General features: G+C 59.1%; 17 protein-coding genes and 2 pseudogenes. 12 read left to right on the top strand and 7 right to left on the bottom strand.

Going from position 1 to position 22,135, the window contains the following annotated elements; all coding sequences use genetic code 11:
- Positions 1–124: 124 nt before the first annotated feature.
- Together NMG70_RS20005 and NMG70_RS20000 are read right to left on the bottom strand one after the other, a co-directional pair.
- Positions 125–2,287: a mechanosensitive ion channel family protein gene (locus tag NMG70_RS20005; protein WP_254026130.1), complete on the bottom strand. Its 2,163-nt coding sequence runs from the start codon at positions 2,285–2,287 to the stop codon at positions 125–127.
- Positions 2,288–2,469: 182 nt separating this feature from the next.
- Entirely contained in the window at positions 2,470–2,814 is a 345-nt protein-coding gene (locus NMG70_RS20000) for a tetratricopeptide repeat protein (RefSeq protein WP_254026129.1), read from the bottom strand.
- A 459-nt stretch (positions 2,815–3,273) separates the two neighbouring features.
- Between NMG70_RS20000 and NMG70_RS19995 the strand changes: the two genes are divergently transcribed.
- Positions 3,274–3,801, top strand: coding sequence for a hypothetical protein (locus NMG70_RS19995; RefSeq protein WP_254026128.1), 528 nt, complete (start codon positions 3,274–3,276; stop codon positions 3,799–3,801).
- Positions 3,802–4,507: 706 nt separating this feature from the next.
- On the opposite strand, the gene NMG70_RS19990 is transcribed toward NMG70_RS19995, so the two are convergent.
- The gene (locus tag NMG70_RS19990; RefSeq protein ID WP_254026127.1) at positions 4,508–4,783 is read right to left on the bottom strand and encodes a hypothetical protein; all 276 of its coding nucleotides are present in this window, start codon (positions 4,781–4,783) and stop codon (positions 4,508–4,510) included.
- 1,434 nt (positions 4,784–6,217) lie between these two features.
- Here NMG70_RS19990 and NMG70_RS19985 point away from each other — a divergent pair.
- The 7 genes and pseudogenes from NMG70_RS19985 to NMG70_RS19955 form a co-directional block, all read left to right on the top strand.
- Positions 6,218–6,760 (top strand): annotated as a pseudogene (locus tag NMG70_RS19985) (transporter); the annotation flags it as partial.
- A gap of 184 nt (positions 6,761–6,944) precedes the next feature.
- On the top strand, positions 6,945–7,373 hold the full coding sequence (locus NMG70_RS19980) for a cysteine rich repeat-containing protein (protein WP_254026126.1): 429 nt from the start codon (positions 6,945–6,947) through the stop codon (positions 7,371–7,373).
- A 27-nt stretch (positions 7,374–7,400) separates the two neighbouring features.
- On the top strand, positions 7,401–7,973 hold the full coding sequence (locus NMG70_RS19975) for an OmpA family protein (protein WP_254026125.1): 573 nt from the start codon (positions 7,401–7,403) through the stop codon (positions 7,971–7,973).
- A 114-nt stretch (positions 7,974–8,087) separates the two neighbouring features.
- Positions 8,088–8,855 carry a hypothetical protein gene (locus tag NMG70_RS19970; RefSeq protein WP_254026124.1) on the top strand — a complete coding sequence of 256 codons (768 nt, stop codon included), beginning with the start codon at positions 8,088–8,090 and terminating at the stop codon, positions 8,853–8,855.
- Between the two features lie 334 nt (positions 8,856–9,189).
- Positions 9,190–9,693, top strand: coding sequence for an ion channel (locus tag NMG70_RS19965; RefSeq protein WP_254026123.1), 504 nt, complete (start codon positions 9,190–9,192; stop codon positions 9,691–9,693).
- 145 nt (positions 9,694–9,838) lie between these two features.
- Positions 9,839–10,432 (top strand): outer membrane beta-barrel protein, encoded by a 594-nt coding sequence (locus tag NMG70_RS19960; protein ID WP_254026122.1) that lies wholly within the window; start codon positions 9,839–9,841, stop codon positions 10,430–10,432.
- Positions 10,433–10,818: 386 nt separating this feature from the next.
- Positions 10,819–11,532 (top strand): LssY C-terminal domain-containing protein, encoded by a 714-nt coding sequence (locus NMG70_RS19955; protein ID WP_254026121.1) that lies wholly within the window; start codon positions 10,819–10,821, stop codon positions 11,530–11,532.
- Between the two features lie 557 nt (positions 11,533–12,089).
- Here the strand turns inward: NMG70_RS19955 and NMG70_RS19950 are convergent.
- The 4 genes from NMG70_RS19950 to NMG70_RS19935 form a co-directional block, all read right to left on the bottom strand.
- On the bottom strand, positions 12,090–13,022 hold the full coding sequence (locus tag NMG70_RS19950; RefSeq protein ID WP_254026120.1) for an Lnb N-terminal periplasmic domain-containing protein: 933 nt from the start codon (positions 13,020–13,022) through the stop codon (positions 12,090–12,092).
- Between the two features lie 188 nt (positions 13,023–13,210).
- Positions 13,211–14,506, bottom strand: coding sequence for an alpha/beta hydrolase (locus NMG70_RS19945; RefSeq protein WP_436798426.1), 1,296 nt, complete (start codon positions 14,504–14,506; stop codon positions 13,211–13,213).
- 55 nt (positions 14,507–14,561) lie between these two features.
- Complete coding sequence (locus NMG70_RS19940; RefSeq protein ID WP_254026119.1) at positions 14,562–15,440, bottom strand: YfaZ family protein; 879 nt, start codon at positions 15,438–15,440, stop codon at positions 14,562–14,564.
- A gap of 256 nt (positions 15,441–15,696) precedes the next feature.
- Positions 15,697–16,008: a hypothetical protein gene (locus NMG70_RS19935; RefSeq protein WP_254026118.1), complete on the bottom strand. Its 312-nt coding sequence runs from the start codon at positions 16,006–16,008 to the stop codon at positions 15,697–15,699.
- A 466-nt stretch (positions 16,009–16,474) separates the two neighbouring features.
- On the opposite strand from NMG70_RS19935, the gene NMG70_RS19930 reads away from it, so the two are divergent.
- The 4 genes and pseudogenes from NMG70_RS19930 to NMG70_RS19915 all read left to right on the top strand — a co-directional run bounded on the left by NMG70_RS19930 (position 16,475) and on the right by NMG70_RS19915 (position 22,009).
- Positions 16,475–18,589, top strand: coding sequence for an ATP-binding protein (locus tag NMG70_RS19930; RefSeq protein ID WP_254026117.1), 2,115 nt, complete (start codon positions 16,475–16,477; stop codon positions 18,587–18,589).
- Positions 18,586–19,221, top strand: coding sequence for a response regulator transcription factor (locus NMG70_RS19925; protein WP_254026116.1), 636 nt, complete (start codon positions 18,586–18,588; stop codon positions 19,219–19,221). Before NMG70_RS19930 ends, NMG70_RS19925 begins: the two co-directional genes overlap by 4 nt.
- Before the next feature lie 126 nt (positions 19,222–19,347).
- Positions 19,348–19,683 (top strand): annotated as a pseudogene (locus tag NMG70_RS19920) (response regulator transcription factor).
- A 610-nt stretch (positions 19,684–20,293) separates the two neighbouring features.
- Complete coding sequence (locus tag NMG70_RS19915; protein ID WP_254026115.1) at positions 20,294–22,009, top strand: hypothetical protein; 1,716 nt, start codon at positions 20,294–20,296, stop codon at positions 22,007–22,009.
- The last annotated feature ends 126 nt before the right edge of the window (positions 22,010–22,135 follow it).

The following is a 22,135-nucleotide window of genomic DNA, read 5'->3' as shown; positions in this document are numbered from 1 at the left end:
AGGCGGTCGTGCGTGAACATCTTGGTCGGTCCGCCAGAGTCGCACATTTACAAGAGTCAACAGATCAACCGACGTCCTTGCTTCAACCATTGCTTCTCGACGCCGACTCGATGATCGTCGCTTTCTATTCACCCTGCACGGCAGGCTGTGCGGCTTTCTGCTGGGCAAGCGAGATCACGTTGGCCGCGGCAGCGGCCGCCTGCTTCTCATCGGTTCCCACCTGAACCGTGGGCTGGGCAAAATGGATGCCGTTCTCTGCGAACGCCTGCTGGATCATGGTGTAGGCCCTGCGCCTGACGACGAATTGGTGACCGGGCTTGGTCATGAAGGCGAAGCTCAGCTCGATGCCGAAGTCGCCGAACTGCTCGACGCCCTTCATCTTCACTGTCTCGATAATCTGCGGCGCCAGTTCAGGATCAGCAAGCAATTCCGCGCCAATCCCCTTCAAGAGCTTCTTCACCTTCCTGAGGTCGGTGTCGAACGACACCCGGATCCTGAACTTGTCGATCACCCAGTCGCGGCTCATGTTCTGCACCGCGCCAAGGTCGCCGAACGGAACCGTGAACACCGGGCCGCGATGATGGCGCAGCTTCACCGAGCGCAGGCTGAAGGATTCGACGGTTCCCTTGTAGCTGCCGCTCTCGATGTACTCACCGACCCGGAAGGCATCGTCGAGCATGTAGAAGACGCCGCTGAGCACATCCTTGACCAGGGTCTGCGAGCCGAAGCCGATGGCAACCCCGAAGATTCCCGCGCCGGCGATCAACGGAGCGATCTGCACGCCGAGCCCCGAAAGCACCATGAGAACGGCCACAGTAGCAAGCAGCACAGCCAGCATGTTGCGGAAGATCGGCAGCAAGGTCCTGAGCCGGCTCCGGCGCGCCGCCTCTTCAGCGCTGACCGTGTCGTCGACCGCGGCCAGTTCCAGGGTGCGGCCTATATAGGCTTTCGCCAGTTGCCAGATGAGATCGGCAACCAGCAAGATCAGGACACCGTGGAACAGGCCGCGCACGATCCGGTTTATCGTGGTATTACCTTCCGCCATTGCACCTGGGTCCAGGCGCCAGACCAGGCTCAGCCACAGCACCGCGAGCAGGATCACCAGCGCGCGAACGCCGCGGTTGATCAGCACTGTGCGAACCGAATTCGCCGAGGTGGCATTGTCCGGCCGGACCACCAGCGCCTCTGCCACATGGCCGGCGATGGTCAACGCCTTTGGCAATAGCAAGGCATAGATGCCGAGCCATAGCGCGCCGTCGAGGTCGGCGACCCAGAGCCCCCAGAGGAGAACCAGGTAGATGGTAAGGAGCCATTCCCTCGTGCTTATGCGCTGTGCGGTCGCTGGGCGGCCTGGACGCCGCCAGACCATCTCGACGGCGAGGACAAGAAGCCCGATCCCCAGCAGATAGGCGATCAAACGCGTTGCATCCGGCGAAAAGCCCAGGTGCGGAAGCAGGCTGACGGTCGCCCAGCCGGCCATCAGATACCCGGTGAAAACGGCCAGCCGGCGATACCAGAAATGGGCTTCGGCATCGCTCGCCGGAACAAGCCGGAGCGGTTTCTCCTGTCCCGCCGGAATGGCGCCGCTATGCGGTGCAAGCAGTATCCTGCCGATGGCCATCACCACCCGCAGGACGATGAATGCGACCAGATAGGTCAGGATTACAACGCGCAGCAAGGCGGGCCAATGGAAGGCCAGGAAAACCCCAGCGCTGACGAGAGAAAACACGACGAGCGGCGCCAGTTCCGCGAGCAATCGGGCCGCACGATTGCCATTGCGTGTCGCACTCGCAACCGCTGGCTGCCCGGAGCGGGGCTGCTGCGCTCCACCTATCGCCCGCTTGAACAGCCATTCCGCTCCGAACCCGAGCGCCAGCAAAACTGCAAAGAGACTAAGGATCGTAGCGAATCCGCGATTGTTGATCTCTGACTTTACAATTCGGACCGCATTCGCGGCCTCGCCCGGGATGCGCGGAAACGCATTGCGCAACGCAACGAGATGGTTGCGGATGATGCTGTCCCAGACCGCCATCTGGGAGGCGGCTGGCGCACCTGGTCTGTCCGCAGGGGGCACAGCCATGGCGTCCAGCCGCGCGCGGATGTCGGGATCATCAAGCATCTTGATGAATGCCTGAAATTTTTCATCCGCCACCGGCGCGGCCGAAGTTTGCTGCGCCTGCGCCATCGAGGCGCTGCCAATTGCCGCCAACCACACCAATGCCAGCGCGGCCATGACGCACACCGCCAAAAATGGCGACTTTTGCCGGAATATCTCGATCGCTCTCATGCCGCCTCCCGCGAAAATCCGATCTCGACTGATCTACCCAGTCACCGAGCAGGCTCCCAAATAACAACCAATCCTTCGAGCCACATTATCACCAAAGCTCCACTTTCTTTCATGCTTTGAGGCATGCTTGGGCGAGCTGGATTTCGCGATTTCGTCCCTCGAGTATCCCGCTGGCCTCCCCGTCAGTCAGTTCGGCCGCCTAGCATGCGGTCGAGTTCATCCGCCAAGCGGATGCAAGGGTCTATGTCACGGGCCTTGGCAGCGTTCTCCTTTGCCCGATCATAGTCGCCTTTTGCGTAGTAAGCGATGGCGATGCCCTCATAGGCCTGAGCGTTGGCGGGTTCATAGCTGAGCAGCTTTGCCGTGCCTTCAATTGCCAGGTCATAGTCTCCGAGACGCAACGCCGAAACTCCAAGCCCGGCGAGCGCGTTACGCTGGGAACCGTCAGCGTCAAGTATCCTCCGATACCATTCAATGGCGCCTGCATCGTCTCCGCGCGCCGCCGCCTGGCCGGCAATCTCGATCATCAGGTTGATGCTTCCCCTTCCCGGCATGGTCATTTGGGCAAAGTTTACGGCGAAACCGGGCAAGCAATCCGCAATCCGCCGGGCGGCACCGAAGGCGGTTCACAACGCATTCCGAGAAAACGGAATTCGGGCCGTGCCAAAACCGACATCCGACCAAAGGGCAATGGCTATCGCGTGATGGTCGTTCGCAGGATGTCGGCTATCTCTCAGGAACGGCGGCAATGGGGGTCAAACCTGACCTCATGCCGTCGTCGATGGCGTCGGGGACCGAACGGTCCGCAGGCGCTGGCCAGTATTAGCCCGTAGGTTACAGTTATTTACGTTCCCTGACGTCAGCCGATCGGCCAAGGTCACTCACAGCGCGTAATATCGCCTCGCCCCGCAAGAGGACAGCAGCCTCTGAGCAATCGAAATGGGGCGCCTTTAGCCAGAAACATTTTGCACACAAGGGGAATATCAATGCGAAAATTCACGACACTCATCGCGGCAATGTCAGTAACACTTTCGTCTGCGATGGCAGCCTACGCACAAGATCAAAGCCCCCTTCCCAAGGCCAGCGATGTGCTTGTCCGATACGGGGACGACGTTGAGGGCTGGACGGTCTATGCCAATAAAACCCGCGGAGATTGCTTGATCGTGCACTCAAATGGCCCAAATTCGGTGCAAATGGGCGTTACCGCAAATCAGGAGGTCGGGTATCTTGGCGTGTTCACGAAGCAGGATATCGGCCTTCAGAACGGGACCAAGTCGGAAATCTTCGTCTCCATCGGCGGCCGTCTCTACGAGGGTGTGGCTACCAGCATGAGCGGCGACCTCAAGGGCGGATACTCTGGCGGCTACATCTTGACCGACGACCCGAATTTCAAGCGCGACGTAGCGAAGCAATATGAAATGATCGTGTTTCCGGAAACCAAGGGGGCCTTTGTCGTCGATCTGAAGGGGACTTACAAGGCAATGGCAATGGGCCGCAAGTGCCTCACACAGTGACCCCGCTCTGACCAGTCAGTTGCCTTTCATGGGTCCGGAACGCGGGTTGGCGTTTGAAACAGAATGGGCAATTCTGTTCCACCCGACGCCCAATTGGGCACCGGGCGCGGTGTATTTCTTGGGTGGCGCGGAGCACCATGGTGCGCCGGGCGCAGTCGCGGCAAGCGCCCTACTGGACTTAGTCGCGGACTTTTCAGCAATGTGCAGATGGAATACCATTGGCATCGCAGCAATATCACGCGATATGCCACAAGCAACGTGACGTTGCCCTTTTTCAAGGACCCCTCAGTTGTCACCGATTTGTCGGCGGAGTTCGCTCGGAACGCCACGTAGAAGCAGACAACTCCAGACGGCAAGAAGCGCGTGAAGTCCAGCCGCGGACCAAAGCATGACGCCGGTCATCTTTAGGACTGCACCCGCGTAGACGGGGAGAATTGATACCGCCGTGTTGTAAATCAGAATGCCAACAAGCGCTCCATCCATGAGGACGCGCGGGACATGGCCAGAGAGGCTCGGGAGTGTCCAGTATGGGCGCTTTAGCGGAAGTTTTGGGGGTCGATCTGAAAGCGTCGTTTAGTTAGCCGCAATGTCACCCGAATGAACGCCCCCGCCAGTAATCTCATGAGCACTGAGGGAAAAGATCCGGTCACGGAAAAATGGCAGGCAACTCTGCCCGCCATCTCCGACTTCACCAAACCGGCAGCGTTTACTGGTGGCCAACCATCGTGCAGAAGGCGCCATGGTTCTGGTCATCAGTGGCTATGTCGCCGCATTCCTGCGTTATCTTGGCGCGATCCTCGTCTTTCAACCCCGTCCAAGCGTCCTTGAAGTCGGCTTCCGATTTTAAGGTCTTCATATCGGCAGCGGTGTAGAAGGGCGCCATTGTCGTCGGCTCGTCGAGGGCGCCGCCGTGCTCGGCAAGTGCGGCGCCGGTCATCATCGAAAGCGTCATCGCGCCCGTGCAAAGCATGTTGAGGTTCATGATCATTTCTCCTGGTTGCTTTTAAATTCGTCCAAGCAGCGATCCATGCAGGAACGCGTCACCTTGGCCGATTGCTTTGCTTTAGGGAACGTAACTAACTGTATCCTACAGGTGGAATTGCAGGCGGGACCAAGACAGTCAGCCTTGATGGCAGTCAGCTCAGTGTCCGTGAGATCTTCGAGGCCTCAATCTGCAAGGCGTGTACGATCTTGTAGGGACTACGATCCGGTCAAGCACCGATCCATGCAGGAGCGCGCCGCTAGGGGCGGGTTTACTTAGCTTCGGTCACTTGAGCTGCTTGATCTGGAATCAGAACCACCCGGTAGGTTACGCCCTCGCACTTGAGCAGGTAGACAGTGTGATTGGGGGCTGATTCCGCTTCGATACGCTCAGCCGAGCTTGGATTGTCGCAAGGAAAGCCCTGGCTTCGCACCTGGTCGCCAACGATCCTTACGTCAGCGCTCTGGTCTTGGGCTGTGGCGGTCGCAATAGAACCTCCGAGACCAACCGATAAGAGAACGCGTGTGGCGAGGGATCGAATCCACAACGATCTTGGACGGCTATTCATTGCGCTCTCCTTGGCACGCGGCACGCAGTTTCCGAAGCGCCGCTGCTCCCTGCCCCCAAACTGTTTCAAAAGGCGGCGAAAGCCTAAACTGGCGCACTGCAGCCGAGACCGCTCTTCGTCTATCCCAGGCAGTAGCCTAATCGTATGGAGGCGGTAGCGGAATGTAAGTTACGTGGGTGACGGGGTATTTGCTGAACATCCCGCAGCGAGCGCGGTCGGCATGAACGCCCATAAAAGGCGCACAAGGCAGGGTACACGGCGTTCGGCAAGGGCAATCCACGAAATGGACGGCAGTAACCGCGACCACGACAGAGCCAGCCGGACTGAGGAAATGGCGCTGCTGGCTGTATGCGCTATCCTGCGGTCAGGGAAGGTGATCGCCGGGCCAAGGCCCGATATCTTCTGAAGATCGGAGGCGCGCGGTGAGCACGATCTGGCAGAGCATATGCAGGCTCTTCTCCGTTCGCCTGGCGTCGCCGCAATGGTAAAAACCGCATGGCACAAGTGATCTTATAGGAAACGTATCGCCGGCCCTTTCCAGAAGCATCATGAGGCCCCATTGGTCTTCCCCTGTGAAGGGCAGCGCCAATTTTCAACCCTATGCACCCGTTGCCGACCTTACATGGTCAGGTTGCATCCTCCTGAGAGGACGATTGCTGCCGTTCGGACTACAGTTGCCCACGTAAGTTACACACCCGCTACTTGCCCTGTGGAGTATGGGCTGCCCTACTCTACGCCAGCAACGGTTGGCTAGCACTCAGGGCGGCGGAGCCCCGGTCCAGCAGTTGAATTTAATATCTGCGAGCATGGCAAGCACCGGGCGTTCGGTGACACCCGACATTATTTCCCACCGATATGGAGGGGCAATGGATATTCGATCTGCCACTCGGGTTCTGCAAGTTACTGCCTTGTTCTTTCCGGCGTTGTTGTTCAGCGGCGCGGCGTCTGCCCAGGACGACACGCAGGAACTCGTCAAGAAGCTGTCGAACCCGATCGCCTCGCTGATCAGCGTGCCGTTTCAGTTCAACTATGACAGCGGCTATGGCCCGAACGACGGCGAGAAGGCCTACGTCAACATCCAGCCGGTCATCCCCGTCTCGCTGAATGCTAACTGGAGTATGATCTCGCGCACGATCGTGCCGGTGATCTGGCAGAACGACATAGCCGGCCCGTCGGGCGAGCGATTCGGCCTCGGCGACATAACCCAGAGCCTGTTCATCTCGCCGTCCCAACCGACCGGGTCCGGCATCGTCTGGGGCGTCGGCCCGGTGTTTCTGGTTCCTACCGCGACCGACGACCGGCACGGCGGCAAATGGGCCGCAGGCCCGACCGCCGTCGTGCTGAAGCAGAGCCACGGATGGACGATTGGCGCATCGGCGAACCATATCTGGTCGTTCGCCGGCGACAGCGGCGTGCGCCCGCCTTGCCCGCGCGGAACGACTGCAATTCTGCCCGTAGCATACAGTTAGTTACGTTCCGTCGGGTCAAGCAATGGGCCAACGTTCATTGGGAATGCGCCAACCGACGCCGTGAGCTGATATCTGCGGCTAGGCGAAATTTTTGAACGACAGCAACCAGAGATGGGAGTGACGCATGGCCAAGAGACTGAGCGTTCTTAGCGGAACGGTCCTGATTGCCGTTCTTGCCCAAACCGGGGTCGGCCAGACGCAAACCATCAGCTATGCCGACGCCGCAACATTGCTTGCCAAGGAGTGCGGCGCCGACGTGAAGAAATTCTGCAAAGGCCTCAATCTCGGCAACGGGCGAATCAAGAACTGCCTTGAGCAACATCAGGCGAAGGTCTCACCGGCCTGCACCTCGACCATGGCCGGCGTGATCGCCTCGATCCAGCTACGACTGGCGGCGCAGGCAAGCGTCGACAAGATCTGTGCGCGTGATGCGGCCCGGGCGTGCAGAGGCGTGGTCCCGGGTAAGGCGCACATTCTTGGATGCCTCTTGAAGGCGACGCGTATCGTCGGCGCGAAATGCAGTCAGGCCATCACCGATGCCGGATGGCGGTGACCCGTGTTGAGACCAGGAGAACCGAAAATGTCTATTCGCCGATTTCGCAATACCTTGGCGCTGACCGTTCTTCTGGCCGCTGCCGGCAACGCGGGGTCTCAGCAGTTGAGTGAACATCAACTCGTCAACACCTTAGGACAGGTCGCCGAAGCGGCATCAGCCATCGACGTGGCGATGCTTGTGCAGGAAGTGGCTTCCAACCCGGGCAAGGGGGTTGCCGGCCTGCCTCACTGGAGCCAACTGGCGACCCTCCCGCAGTTCTTTGTCGAGATCAACTTCGAGAATAACTCCGTCGCAATCGAACCCGGGTCCTATAGGACGCTTGGCTTGATCGCCGACGCGCTCCACCATCCGCTGCTGCTCCGCTACAAATTTCTTGTCGTGGGGCATACCAATGCTACCGGCGATGCCAAACACAATCTCAAACTCAGCGCGCGCCGCGCCGAAGCCATAGCGGAGGCTCTGAGCACGACCTTTTCGGTGGCACCGAATCGCCTTTTCGCGATTGGAGCGGGATCAGAGATGCCGGTCGATGCGGCCAATCCGAAGGCAGCCGATAACCGTCGGGTTCAGTTGCTCAATATTGGGTTGGTCAAGTAGCTTCGCGGGGGATCGGGAGGTGCTGTGCAGCTACTCTCGTTCATACTGGCCGTTGGCGTCCAGTGTAGTGACATCAGGTCCGCCGAAGGCGGCTAACATCTGAGGAGATTTGCCATGATATTCAATCACGCCACACGTCTGATGCTCTTTGTCGGAGGCCTGGGGTTGGCAACCACCGGAGCCGTCGCCCAGGATACAACCAAGAAGCCGCATATCCCGCTGGAGAAGACCATCGGCGCGGCTACTCAGACCGGTCCGGTGCCATCGCTCGCCGTCGTCAACTCGCAAGGCGCCAAGCTGGAGGGCGGCAAACTGGTCCTGACAGGCGTATCCAAGAACGCAATTGTATTCGCCGACCGACCGGTGCGGGCCGCAGGGCATGTCACCACCGAGCAATTCATCATGCAGTGGGATGAAGGCAAGGACAACTTTGCCATCGACCCCCCGAATGCGACAGTCTCGATGCTCGGCGGCGATGGATCCGATATAAGCGACGTGGTCGTGACCCTGAAAACTCCGAAGCTGGAGGGAACGACGCTGACGTTCGATGTTGCTGTCCTGGAAGGAAATCTGGATGGCGCCACTGGGCCGGCGGCGGTTTTCATCGATAACTTTGGGGGCGGCTTCCACGGCGGCGGCTTCCACGGCAGCTACGCGCATGTGGGTGACGCCACCTTCGCCCATGTCGGCGGCTTCCACGGCGGCGGCTATGGCGGGGGCGGCTACTGGCATGCTCCGGTTTATAACGGGGCCTGGTATGGTGGCGCACGCGTTGCGGCGGGCGTGGCTGCCGGTGCCGCCATTGGCGCGGCTGCGGCGGCTCCTTACTACAATCCCTACAGTGCTGCCTGCGGATATTACCCGTATCCGCCGTGCTATTGAGGGCGGGCGAGCGCGGCCGTCAAGCAATCCGATGCAGCCGATCCGGCGCGCGACACCGACGCGATGGCATCCGTCTGGTTCGTCGCGCGGGTTGCCGGATTCATCGTATGACGGAGAATGCAAGTTTCTGGTTCGACACACGCAAAGGCCCAGGTGATGGCGCCCTCTAATTCAGACCGAACCAAACTCCAATCGCAGACAGGAGGCGGAGCTTGATGCGGCCGGCTCGTACTCCCGATTGTGCTGGCCGCACTGGCAACTACGGCCAAATCCCCACGAGAGTGCTTCCTTCAAGCAATCGGACTCGCATTCATTAGGCTAGAAAGACAACTTGATGGACGAAGGGGCAGTTCCCAAGCCGGTTTTGGAAATTGTTTTCGGCACGTTGATAATGATTGTCATTATTTTCGTCCACGGCGCGGGAATTCGGACAATCAATCAGCGCTTCAGCGAGTCTTGGGTTCAGGTGAATGACACCACGGCATATTGGCGCCTCAACCTGTTGCTCGCCGTCACGATAGGGTCTCTGGCAGCCTTGCATTTCGCCGAAACGCTCCTCTGGGCCATCCCTATATTTTTGGCCGGATTAATCCCGTCAATGCGTGACAGCTACTACTACGTCCTGGAGAGCTATACGACGCTCGGCGAGGGCAGCATTAGTTTGCCTGATCGATGGCGTTTGGTCGGACCGATCATAGCGATGTCGGGGTTGTTCACATTCGGTTGGACGGGGAGCGTCCTGGTAAGCATCATGACCGAGTTCGGCGAACTCGACAAAGTGCGGGCCAAGGACCTGAGGGATCGCGGGCCTCCTGAAGGGACTGACCCAGAACCATGACTACAGGTCCGTGTGCGGCATTGTCTCCCTTCCCGAGACGACAAACGGGTTCCACCACTGAACGGATCAATGTTCGGCAGGCGTAAGGGGACGTAGTATGCTAAGATTTTCAGTGAGGAGCGCACCCCGAGCAGACGCGGTGTCGATGACCCATATAGTTCGGCTTTTGATCGTCCTGGCGATGGTGGCTGTGACTTCTGACGCGATGGCCGACAGCAATTCCATCGGTGTATCAGTTACGTCTGATCGCGAACAGCAAGACCTGGGCGAACCGGAGAGCACCCAATTTGAAGTCAGTGCCTCACACGCCTTCGATACCGGCGTCATTTTGGGTGCCTCGGCCCAATATTCCAATAAGGCCTTTAGCGACTCTGCAACTGCCAACCTCGAAGTCACGATAGGCTACCGTCTTCGCTTCAACGACACCCTCTCCGTGATCGGCAGCGCGGGAATTGGCGATCGTTTGCAGGTATCCGGCGACGGCAGTGACATTGCCTACTACGTGCTCCGCGCAGCAGCGGACCTGAAGCTCAGTGAGAAAGTAACCTGGAATGCGGTTGCCTTTCGATACCGTGATGCGTTCGAATCCAGCGACGACTATTTGACGCCGCAGCTTGCGACCGGCGTTACCTTTAAGGTGGATAATCACAATTCGATTTCGAGCAGGATTCAATACAATTGGAAGGATTGGCACCCCGACACCGTCGGCTTCGCTCTCGGATACTCGCGCTCTTTCTAAAGCGGACACGTGCCAGCTCGATCATTGTCGATCAGACCAGCTGAGCGAGGCAAGTGGCTTCTCCGCGACACCTCCATGGCTCTCGGAGAGGCGTCAATTTGTGACTTCGTGGGGCCTACGCACTCAATTCTCCGAGTAGAATACCGTTAGTTACGTTCCGCCCCGTCAATTAATCCGCTAAGATTTACAGAGGGAGCAAGCCCTCGCTGGAATTGCAGGCAAAGGATTGCAAAATGACCACCAGACGGGACCTTCTGCTGGCGACCTCAGATCTCGCTGCGGGCGACACAAACACCTCCTCGTGCGGCTTGCGGTCACTTTCCTTACCCGCCTGCGATTGAGCTGATCGAAGACCGTTGCGCATCGTATAGAGGATAGAATTGCCCATGCGGCGTCGAACCAAAATACGGACTGCCAGCACCGTTGTACTTGGTGTGGCGATCGTCTATTTGCTCATCGCCTATTTCGTCGTGCCGGAAATCTGGATGTTTCGAGATGCCTCACGCGTGTCGGACTTTGGCGGCATGCTCACGCATACGGAGCAAGATATACCGGGTGATCCGATCAACGTCGGGCTCGTCGGAACAAAGGAAGAGGTCATTCGCGCATTCGTGGCAGCCGACTGGGACCCTGCCGACCCCATCACGCTCCGTTCTTCCATCGATATCGGTCTCAGCGTCGTGCTCCACCGACCCGATCTGGATGCTCCTGTCAGCGCCTTGCTTTTTGAGGGGCGGAAGCAAGACCTGGCTTTCGAAAAACCCGTCGGAGACAGCGCGGACCAGCGCAATCATGTCCGTTTCTGGCTGACCAAGAAATTGGGCAGCGATGGCCGTCCGCTTTGGCTGGGTTCGGCCAGTTTCGATCGCGGCGTCGGACTTAGCCATGACACGGGCCAAATCACCCACCACATAGGCCCCGATGTCGACGCGGAACGCGATCTGGTCATCAGCGACCTGACGGCAGCCGGACAGCTTTCCTCCAGTTACGAGATCCCTGGAATCGGCGCCACCAAGGACGGCCGCAACGGCGGCGGCGATCCGTATTACACGGACGGGAAGGCCCTCGTTGGTGTGCTGAACGGAGCTTCGCCTATTTAGCCCCGCCAGAGCGGAAGCGGAGTCGGCGTTTTTTCGCATTCAACTTCGGATGTCACGGGTGCGCGGCATAGAATCGGATTATCCCGGCACACCGGCCGCCAGAGCGGTTGGCCGAGCGTGCGGCTCAGGTCCTGGCCGAGCTCAGTTATGTACATGCTTTTCGCAAGAGCGATGGACGCACCCAAGGCAGCCGAGCGAAATCGCTCGTGAAGTAGTCGGCCGGCGAGCACACCAGCATCAAGTCAAGGATCGGCAAAGGGCGGCCGGTCCTGTCATTCTGGATACCAACCTGTTGCCCATGTGCTCGTGGACTTGCTTCCGCAAGGGTCTGCAATGGGTCCGACATACGGCATCCGACCAAAGGGCAATGGGCGTGATAGTCGTTCGCAGGCCCACAGTGTCAACGAGCGGTTCGTTAGCGACATCATTTGGACCGCCGGATGGATCAGAACCGGTTGTCAGCACCGACCCATTTTAATCATTCGCTCGGATGAGCCCTGGAAGTCGATGTATCGTTGCTGCGTTCCGATGCATACGCGTTGCCGAGATGGTACAGATCATTGCGCATTTGGGGTGGGAGACGGTACGCCAACACGGATCAATCGCGAAAAATCGGGCGAAAGGCCTGACTTCTGCGCACGGCCGTCAATGTGGGCCGCCTCCCTCAAAACCGACATTGGCAAGCTGACATCGAGCGCACCCCGTGCATACGCATATTCGGGAAGATAGCCGTTAACGATGAGGCGCCAGTCAAGCGGGACCACGTCACCGACCGCTCGCATCATCTTGACGATCGTGGTCGTGCAGTTTGTCGTGATGGAATTGTAGAACTCTGGAGTCGTGGAAAGTGCATTTGCGTCCAAGACGTATTCCAGCAAGAGCGCCCGGGCCGCCTCCGGTGACGCTTTTAGCCGATAGATTTGGACATCCTCTCCGCGAACGTTTGACCTGACGCCGAGGACGTCTCGCTCGTCAGCCGCAATAATGACCAGGGGATTGCTCTTGAACAGGTCTGCCATGGGTGAAAACTTGCCGCCTCCCTGGCGCCGCACCTCAATCGACCAGGCAAGATAGTCACCTCCTGCAAAGCCGAAGCTTATGATGACATGGGCGATTTTGGTCCCGGACCAATAAGACATGAAGAGGTCGACCGTCTGAACGGTGGAGAGGTCGTAGGTCCGCGTTGTCCAGCGTTCGGTGAAATCAGTAGCGCTACGCCATTCGAAGTCGCGCACATCAGTCAGCGTCAACAGGTTCCCGTCGCGGGTTCCGGTCACCTGACGGGCGACGTCGGGCGCCCAGTCCGCGTGATCGAAAGGCCTGATGGTGCTCCACCAAACCAGAACCACAGCAAACGCAGCTGCAAACAGCACAAGCGCCCTGATGCGAAACCGGCTGAAGAGTGCGATGATAGTGGCGAGGCCGAACAAGATGAAAAGGACGCCGGCCAGAGCCCGTCCAAGCTCAGCCACAGGCAGGCGATACCACATGGCAAGTCCGGCCCAGGCAGTCAGGATTGCGACGGCTAGCGAAAGGATGATGGCAAGCGAGATCCGAGCGATGCGACGCAATCATTCCCCCTTTTCAGCCCAGACAGGACCGCGGCAACGTTCCTGCGGATGCGGTTGACTCTCCCCGTTATCGGCTTCAGTGCTGCCGCTTTGGCTTCGACGAATGATTATTTCTTGCAGCCTTTCCTAGTCGGAGAGGAGACAGCGCAATCCTTACTGCTAGGGTTCGATTTCTGGCTGGCCTGGGAACCCGTCAAGGCGCCGATGTGATGGCCCAAATTTTCTCTGCTCTTTTGATCGACCGCTGCAACAGGTGCCGCAATCACCAACCCTGCCGCGCTGCCCGCCGCTGCCGCCGCACCGGTCGTTGCGTGAATGATCGTATCGCCCAGGCCTATCCTGTTGTCGGTCAACGTCTGGCCGCCGGCCATTCGCGCCCCAATCAGTTGCACGATCTGCGGTGACTCCGCGAACTTGCCGTGATGCAAGGGATCTCCGGATTTGACCTTCGTCAGATCGATGACGGTTATATTGTTGCTGGCGAGTTCTTCCTTGTATGGAGCTTGTTCCGGATCAATCGATCCGAGCCGGGGGATATTGCCCCAGACCCGCCGCGACACTTTGAGCGCGCGATCGTCCTGCGAGACAAAGAGGGTGAACTGCGGGTGCTGTTTGCCCATGTCGGCAATCTGAGTACGAAACACGTCGACATCGACGTCCGGCGCGGCCAGCATGACGTTTTTGAACTTCGTCGGAAGGCCGCCATTGCGGATGGCCATCTGGCGCAAGCCTTCCAACGCAAGCCAGTTGCCCATCGAATGGGCGAGGATCGAAACTTCCTTGATTTCAGAATCGCGTGCAAGATATTGGAACAGCAGTTCGAGGGCATTTCGCGTGTAGTTGGTGCTTTCACGATCGTAGCCATACGCCAGCGCACTGCCTCGGGAGGGCCATGTGACCAGGATCGGGACGCTCTGCGTGCCTGTATCCTTTGCGATCTGGGCAAAACGATAGACCGAGTCTTCAAAGCGATTGTTGAACCCGTGAATAAAGACCAGCACGCTGTGATCCGGGCTCTTCCTGACGGAGGCGCTAAGCCACCCCTTCGCTGTCTGGAGCGTCAATTCCTGGGCTTGCACGACTGCGAAATCAGTCGCCGGGTTTGATGGCAGCTTCTTGGGCCATGCGACCTCTCCAACCTTGCGGACCGATGCCGGAGGGATCGACACCGTGATTTCCGCGAACGAGGGGGCCAGTCCGCGCTCGCCCGTATACATTTGTGCTGGATTGGAGGAACGACTGCGTGTCGTTGTGACCAGCATCTTCACCTTGCTGGAGGAAGGGGAGGTATCGGCCACGGGCAGCAGCACATTCGTCGGACGGGAGGCGCACCCCCACAGCAGGCCAATCAACGCCGACGCTACCAAAACGTTGCTGATACGCCTGACTTTGGACGGGCTCACGAAACAGTTCCCAAACTCTTCTCCCGTTTCGTAGTCATCCCCGGCGCAGATCCAATCAGAACCGAAATCTGGCGCCGATGATTGGTCCCTGCATTGCTATGTCAAACACAAATCCGTCGTCCTCGTAGTCTACGGCAAGGTAGCGATAGCCCGCTTCCAGCGTGACCGAATCACTGTACCGGTATTGAAGCGTACCCTGCACTTGCCAGTCGATGTCGGCGCCAAGGCCGAAGCCACCGACATCCGCCTCGCCATGGAGTCCGAATCCGTTCCCGAGAGCGACATCGCCGGCCACACCAATAATGGGGTCGACCCAGGTCTTGCTGCCGCTGGCCTCTCTTACGGCGAGAGGGCCAGTAACGGTCAGATCCGCATCGACGTACCAAAGCCGTCCGCCGGCCAGAACGTCCAAGGTTGCGGTGCCATTGTCGACGACCCGATAGGAGCCGCCGAAGGTCCACACCACCGTGTTCATGTTCGCTTCGGCCGAAAAAAGCGCCAACGGACCGCGCGACGTGCCATCGGCCTCAAGTCCCAGGTATATGAAGTCAGTGAAAAGAGCGTAGCGGCCATTGCGCGCCTCACCGGCAAACATGACCGGCGGGGGAGACCAATCGATGTGGTCGAAGATCTGGCTGAAATCGACGTCGATATCTACCGGTGACAGGCCCCTGACGCCCACCCTGCCCTTCATTCCTGCCATCCAGAAATAGGGCTCTGCGGTGAAGGTCCAGGCCGGCGCGGCTTCAGCAGGCACGGGTGCGGCTTCAGGAAGTTGCGTCGCAGCGTCCGCAGCGATCGCCGGCACCGCAAACAGGGCTGCCGCTGTTCCCGCCGAAGCCAACACCAGAGCTCGGATGATTCCCATATCGAAGTCCCCTCTAATTCCGTCTTTTACTTCATGTCCGATGCGATCGCACCGCCGTGACAACATATCTGTATTCGCGCTGCGCTGCTAATGGATTTCGGATTCCGATCGTTTTTCATGTCGACAGTGGTTCATTTGTTCGTGCCAGTCACGGAGGGACAGTGCCGGGCCTACTTCGGGAACAGCAGGGAAATTCCCGTGCGGAATCCGAAGTCGTCGGATCAGCTATCGGGGCTTACCGTGACGGCAAGCAGGGCCGGGAGCATGGCTGCTATAGTTGTAGAGATCGCTTGCCAGACAGAAATTCCAAGCCAGCCTCCGCTTAGTTCTGGCGTGGCGGCCACGGAATGACACGCGGTTTCCGGGTGGCGTCCGCGTGCAGCACGGCTCCGACTTCTCCAACCAACCGATCCACCAGTTCCTGCCATTCGGCTCGTCTAGCCTCGCGCAATGCCGGCGGGACCTTGTCGATCCTCGACAGTGCGAGCTCCGCTTCTGCAAGTTCCTCGCACATATCCTGAAAGCCCTCACTTCGGTCCATCAGCCGATGGATCGCGAATTCAAATTGCGGGAATCGACGCACCGCCGCCGAGACCCCTCTTTGTCTATCAGCCGGTTTGTCGTCCATCCTCATGGCGCAATTCGTATCCCGAGACCGCCGTAGCCTATCGCATGGAGGCGGCTGCGGAATGTAAGTTACGTGGGCTACAGGGTAATTTCTGAACAACCATAGCGAGCGCAGTGGGCACCAAGCCTATAAAATCGCAAATTCAAATTGCGCTTGCCGGTGAGGCCGCCTAACTGTTGATCCGTTGTCGTCCGCCGCTGCATTGCACAAATCGTCGCCGTCATTCCAATGTTATCCGTTCAGACTACTGGGAGTATTGCGGGAATTGTCTCGCGCATGTAAATTGCGCAGCAAGAGGTAACCGGCGAAAAATGAAATATAACTGGGAGTAGTCACCCCAGAACGTCAGGTGAGGGAACCAAGGTGATCCAGGCGGACAAAGCCGCGGGGAGCGGGCATCAGCTCACCCCAGAGGTCGTGCCCACCTTGCCCTGATCTTCACCAGTACGGGGTTGCCTGGGTTACTGTCCGCATGACGCAGACGGCTGCTAATATTGGCTGGGGTGGGCTGGCAGAGGAGCGTTTCCGCATGGTGCGCACGATGCTGGCTCTATCCTGCTTGGCCTTGCCGTCGCACGCCCGCTCCTTGCTTCCTCTTGTGATCGCGTTCTTTGCCTCACGAACCTGCAACCCGCCGGGGATCTTCAGGCTGACCGTACGAGCAATCCGCTGCTTAGGTCGACTTGCGTCGGCGGTCTCCAAAACGGCCCTTATCAGAAGTTACAACGGACGATCGACCCGAAACGTCCTGTCAGCGGCCACCATTCTTGCGTTTAAAGCGAGCCTGACCATTGCGACTGCGAGCGCCGACCCGGCCGTCCACCGTATTTTGATCCTGCACCAGGATAGCAGCACGATGACATCCGCCATCGAGATCGCCGACGGACTGGCAAAGGGCCTCGGAAAGCTGGCGACGACGAAGCTGGAGATCTATACGGAATTCCTGGATAGCGGCCGTTTTTCTACACCGGACCATCTGCGACGTTTGGCTGATGGTTTGCACGCAAAATTCGAAAGCATTCCTCTTCACGTGGTTGTCGCGGTCGGCCCTGAAGCTTTGCGCTTCATTTTGGATCATCGTAGCCCCATTGCCCCGACCGCCGCCATCATCTTTGGAGACCTGAGCGAGAGGTCGCTGAAGCGACTTTCTCCCCGGCCGGACATGAAAGGGGTGGTCAGCGGTTACGACATCGCGAAGACGACAGATCTCGCAATCGGCCTGCAGCCCGACGCCCGACGGATCGTGGTGGTGTCTGGATCGGCTGAATTCGATCGATCCTGGCAGGACAATGCCCGGCACATCCTAGGCGACAGATATCACGATCTGCCCGTTGAGTATCTCTCCGGCCTCACGCTCGAATCGATGATGGCCGAAACAGAGAAGTTGACGGCACAGACCATCCTGCCCATCCTTACGATTTTCGAGGATGCCAGCGGCACGAAGTATCGCCCCCGCGATGCCGCCGCGAAAATCGCGGCGGTTTCCGGTGCGCCGAGCTACGGTCTGCTGAGTTCGTATGTCGGCCTGGGAATAGTGGGCGGCAACATGGGGACGTATCGGTCCATCGGCGAAGACATTGCGGCCAAGGTCATTGAACGTATTTCCGGTGACGAATCCGCTCCGCAGATTGTCTATGCGACCAATTTTCCGGTCCTCGACTGGCGTCAACTAGAACGCTGGGGTTTGGACAAGGCCAGCCTCCCGGACGACGCCAATATCCTTCACTATACGCCGACGCTTTGGGAGACGTATCGATGGCAGATCACCCTCGTCGGCTTGGCCTTGCTGGCGCAGAGCCTGGCGATCCTCGGACTGTTCTACGAGCGTCGCCGCCGGCATGCAGCTGAAATCCAGTCGCGTCATCGCCTGCTCGAGGTCGTCCATCTCAACCAGTCCGCAACGGCGGGCGCCCTGTCCGCGTCGATCGCGCATGAACTCAACCAGCCGCTCGGCGCGATACGCAGCAACGCGGAAGCGGCCGAGATACTGCTTCAGAGCGATCAGCCCGACCTCAAGCTCATCCAACAGATCATCGCCGACATAAAGGACGATGACCAGCGCGCGGGAGACATCATTCAGCGCCTGCGCAAAATGCTCAAGAAGCGGGGCGAGATCGATTGGCAGGATTTCGACCTCAACGAGGTTCTCGACAGTTCAATCAACATCCTGCACGCCGAAGCCGAACGCCAGAAAGTATCCGTCCGTTCGGTTCGGGGGGCCAGGCACCTGCCCGTGCGCGCCGACAGGGTTCACATCCAGCAGGTCATCATCAATCTCGCGATGAATGCGATGGATGCGATGGATGAGAAGGCTTCGCCAGAGCGGAGACTCGAATTCCAGACCGCCATTACCAACAACTCCACGGTCGAGCTCTCGATTTCGGATACGGGCGTCGGCATCCCCAATGAGCGGCTTGCCGCAGTCTTCGATCCCTTCTATACCACCAAGCCGGCAGGCACTGGACTGGGCCTGTCCATCGCGCGGACGATCATCGAGACGTATGGCGGCAGGATCTGGGCAGCCAACCGCCCGGAGGGCGGCACCGTCTTTCGCTTCGACCTGCCGCTGGCGCAGAGCATCCAATGACACCGGTCATCCACATTGTCGACGACGACGCGTCGTTTCGAACGGCTCTCGGCCGGCTGGTCGAGGCGTCCGGGTTTCGAGTAGCTTCCTACGGTTCGGGTGAAGAGATCCTTTCGCGCCTGCCGACAGCGGAACCAGGCTGCATACTGCTCGACCTGCAGATGCCCGGCCTGAGCGGCGCGGATCTGCAGGACCGCCTTTCACAGGCGGCGCCGCTTTTGCCGACCGTCTTCCTCACCGGGCACGGCGATATCGCCACGACTGTTCGCGCCATCAAGGCGGGTGCCGAGGATTTTCTGGAGAAGCCCGTCTCGGCCAAGGACCTGCTGGAGGCCATCAATCGTGCGCTGCTGCAGAACGAGAAACGCTGCGCCGAGCATCATAGAATCGACAAGCTTCATGCACTCGCAGCCGGCCTGACGCCGCGCGAGTTTCAGGTCTTCGACTTGGTCGTGCGCGGTAAGCGCAACAAGCAGGTGGCTTTCGAACTTGGCACGTCCGAAAGGACGGTGAAGGCCCACAGGCACGCGATCATGGAGAAGCTTGAAGTGAATTCGCTGGCCGAGATGGTGTCGATCGCCGAGCGACTGGGACTCCTGAACGCCCCAAAAAGAGGCGGTTCTGCCCCTTAGGCCAGTATCATACGCGCCCGGTTATGCCTACCGTCCGGATGTGGTTACCCAGATGCCAAGACGGGAAAGGGGCGCGCCTTGGAAAGCTTGCCAGGCAGGATAGCCGTCGTAGAGGACGATCCCAGCATGCGGAGGAGTGTCGAGCGCCTGCTCAACGCCCATGGATTTCCGACTGAGGGTTATGGATCGGCTGAAACCTTTCTCGGTCGCGACCCGGCAAGCTCGATCTTGTGCGTCGTGCTCGATATCCAGCTCGGTGGGATTTCCGGACTGGAGCTCATGCGGCACTTGCAGAGCTCCGATCCTTGGCTCCCTGTCATTTTCATTACCGCCGTCGATGACGGTGCCAGGTCGAAGCCGTTCGCTTGGGCTGCGTCGCCTATCTCCAAAAACCCTTCCCTGCCGCCTTGCTGATCGGCGATCCAGGCGGCGCTCGCGTCGTCCTCAGGCAACTTAAACTAAAACTAGTTTCCCGGCCTTTCGGGCGATCTCATTTTGGGCTGCAATAGGTTTCTGCCTCCTTCCCAAAGGTCAATTAGCGCGGCCAGTCTTCCTGGATGGCCTTCCCGATCGTGAGGCGAACCATCCAACGGATCCGCAGGGCGGGAGTCGATTCGGCAAGGCGGCACCGCGCTACCTCGGCCTGGCGCTGATCGCAGCGGGCGTTCCAGTGCCTTGCCCTCGGACAGATGCACCCGCTAGGGCTGCGGTTCCCCAAAGGCCAATAGCGGTATCTGCTCAACTCGCTAGACTTTAGTCATACCTCGATCGGGAAGCGTTCTTTTTACAGGGAGGCTCGCGTGGCCGTAATAAGAGCGAATTGCGGCACGGGAACTCGGCCGCTGCGGCTGGGCATTGGGTTTTGCGTCGGGCTGGCGCTTGCGGACTCGGCCGCCTGGGGACAAACCGTCATCGAGCCGGAAGCCGATTCCCATCTTGTGGGCCGTCGCCGACCAGCTGAAGGCCCTCGATGCATTCAGCTTCGACTACTAGGCGGATCAAGGACTCATCGATTTGCAAGGCCAGAAACTCCAGTACAGCGGCTCCGGCAAGGTCATGTGAGGGAACCAAGGTGATTCGGGCGGAAACAGCTGCTGGGAACGGGCATAGGCTCGCCCCAGAGGATTGTCGTGCCCAGCTTGCCCGGATCCTCAACAGCGCGGAGTTCGATGCAACCGGTCGCGAGCGCCGCTTCCTCAGCCATGTTGTGGAGGAGACGCTGGCGGGTCGCGGTGATCGTATCAAGGCCTATTCGATCGCAGTCGAAGTGTTCGGCCGTGACATGTCCTTCGACCCGCAGACGGATCCGATTGTCCGAATCGAGGCTGGCCACCTCCGGCGCGGGCTCGAGCGATACTATCTGACTGCCGGACACGACGATCCAATTCTCATCACGATCCCGAAAGGTGGTTACGTTCCAACGTTCTCGGTGCGAGCGACCCCCGAGACCATTGAGCCGGCCTTGCCAGTCAACCGGGCAGAGAAAGTCCCGCCCCCTCCTCGATGGATGAAGGCGTCATGGCTGACGGTGGCTCTTGCGGCAATCGTCGCTGCATTGGCTGTTCTGGCATTGGGATTGGCGAGGAGCGGTGTTCGCCCGACTTCGCCTGAGATCCCGCGACTGCTGGTCGAGACGTTTGACGACCTTTCAGGAACGGAAGCCTCCAAGGCCATCGCCAGTGGATTGAGGCAGGAAGTCGTCAGCCAGCTTTCCAAGTTCAAAGATATCGTGGTCGTGGAGTCGGCCGCAAAGGGGGAGGATCCATCGATCTCGCCGGCACGATTTGTCCTGGCCGGAAGCGTGAACCTGTCGACCGATGCCTTCCGGCTTCGGGTCCGGCTGCTCAACCGGGCGGACAACTCGGTTCTGTGGGCAGAAAGCTATGATGGCGGGCTGAAAGTGGCGCAGCTTGTGGAAGTCCAGACGGACATCGCGAGTAATGTGTCATCGAGCCTGGCCCAGGCATATGGCGCCATCTTCCAGGCAGACGCCAATCTCCACGTCGTCAATCCGCCCGACGATTGGGCCGCCTACTCTTGCACGCTTTCTTTTTACGCATATCGGGTCGGTGTCGATGCAGAAAGCCGGTCATCGGTACGCGCGTGCCTTGAGAAGGCGGTGGACCGCTTTCCGACCTACGCCACCGCCTGGGGTCTTCTCTCGTTGATCTACATAGATGACTACCGATTCGAGTTTTCAGGCGACCCCGCAGAGTCCGCCGCTGCGCTCGATCGCGCCTTGGCAGCGGCAAGGCGATCTGTGGGGCTTGATCCTGTCAACGTCCGGGGACGCCAGGCGGAAATGGTTGCGCTCTATTTCCACAAGGAGATCGATGCCGCATTGAAAGTGGGCAAGCAGACTTTGACCATCAACCCGAACGACACCGAGTTTATGGGCGAATATGGAGAGCGCCTGGCGGTTTCTGGAAATTGGCATGACGGATGCCAGTTGATAGCGGAGGCGCGTCAGAAGAACCCGGGGTCAGGCTACTATGACGTGGATCTGGCCCTTTGCTCGTATTTCAGCGGGGATTATCCGCAGGCAGCTATGTGGATCAACAAATCGCCATTTCCGTCGAATCCGGTCTATCATTTGCTTGCCGCTGCCGTTTTCGGCGAGGGAGGATACAAAATCGCGGCTGATCGCGAGGTCACATGGCTGAACCAAAATCAACCTGATTTGGTGAAGAACATGCGCCAGGTGGTTTCGGCGCGGTTGGCCCGTTCGCAAGATGTCGAGTTTTTCCTCGGCTCGCTAAGGAAAGCGGGCCTTGGCATCGCAGACTGACCATAATTCTGCAAATAGGATCCGACTAGTTGTTACACACAGAGCTGCCCAACGACTCCCGGGCCGGCTCGAAGAGATATCGGTGGGGTGCGGACACGCTAGAGGCCGTGGCGTCCGTCCCGCTTT

The organism is Mesorhizobium ventifaucium (assembly GCF_935822925.1).
GTDB classification, from domain to species: Bacteria; Pseudomonadota; Alphaproteobacteria; order Rhizobiales; family Rhizobiaceae; genus Mesorhizobium; species Mesorhizobium ventifaucium.
This window is presented reverse-complemented; position numbering and strand designations above follow the sequence as displayed.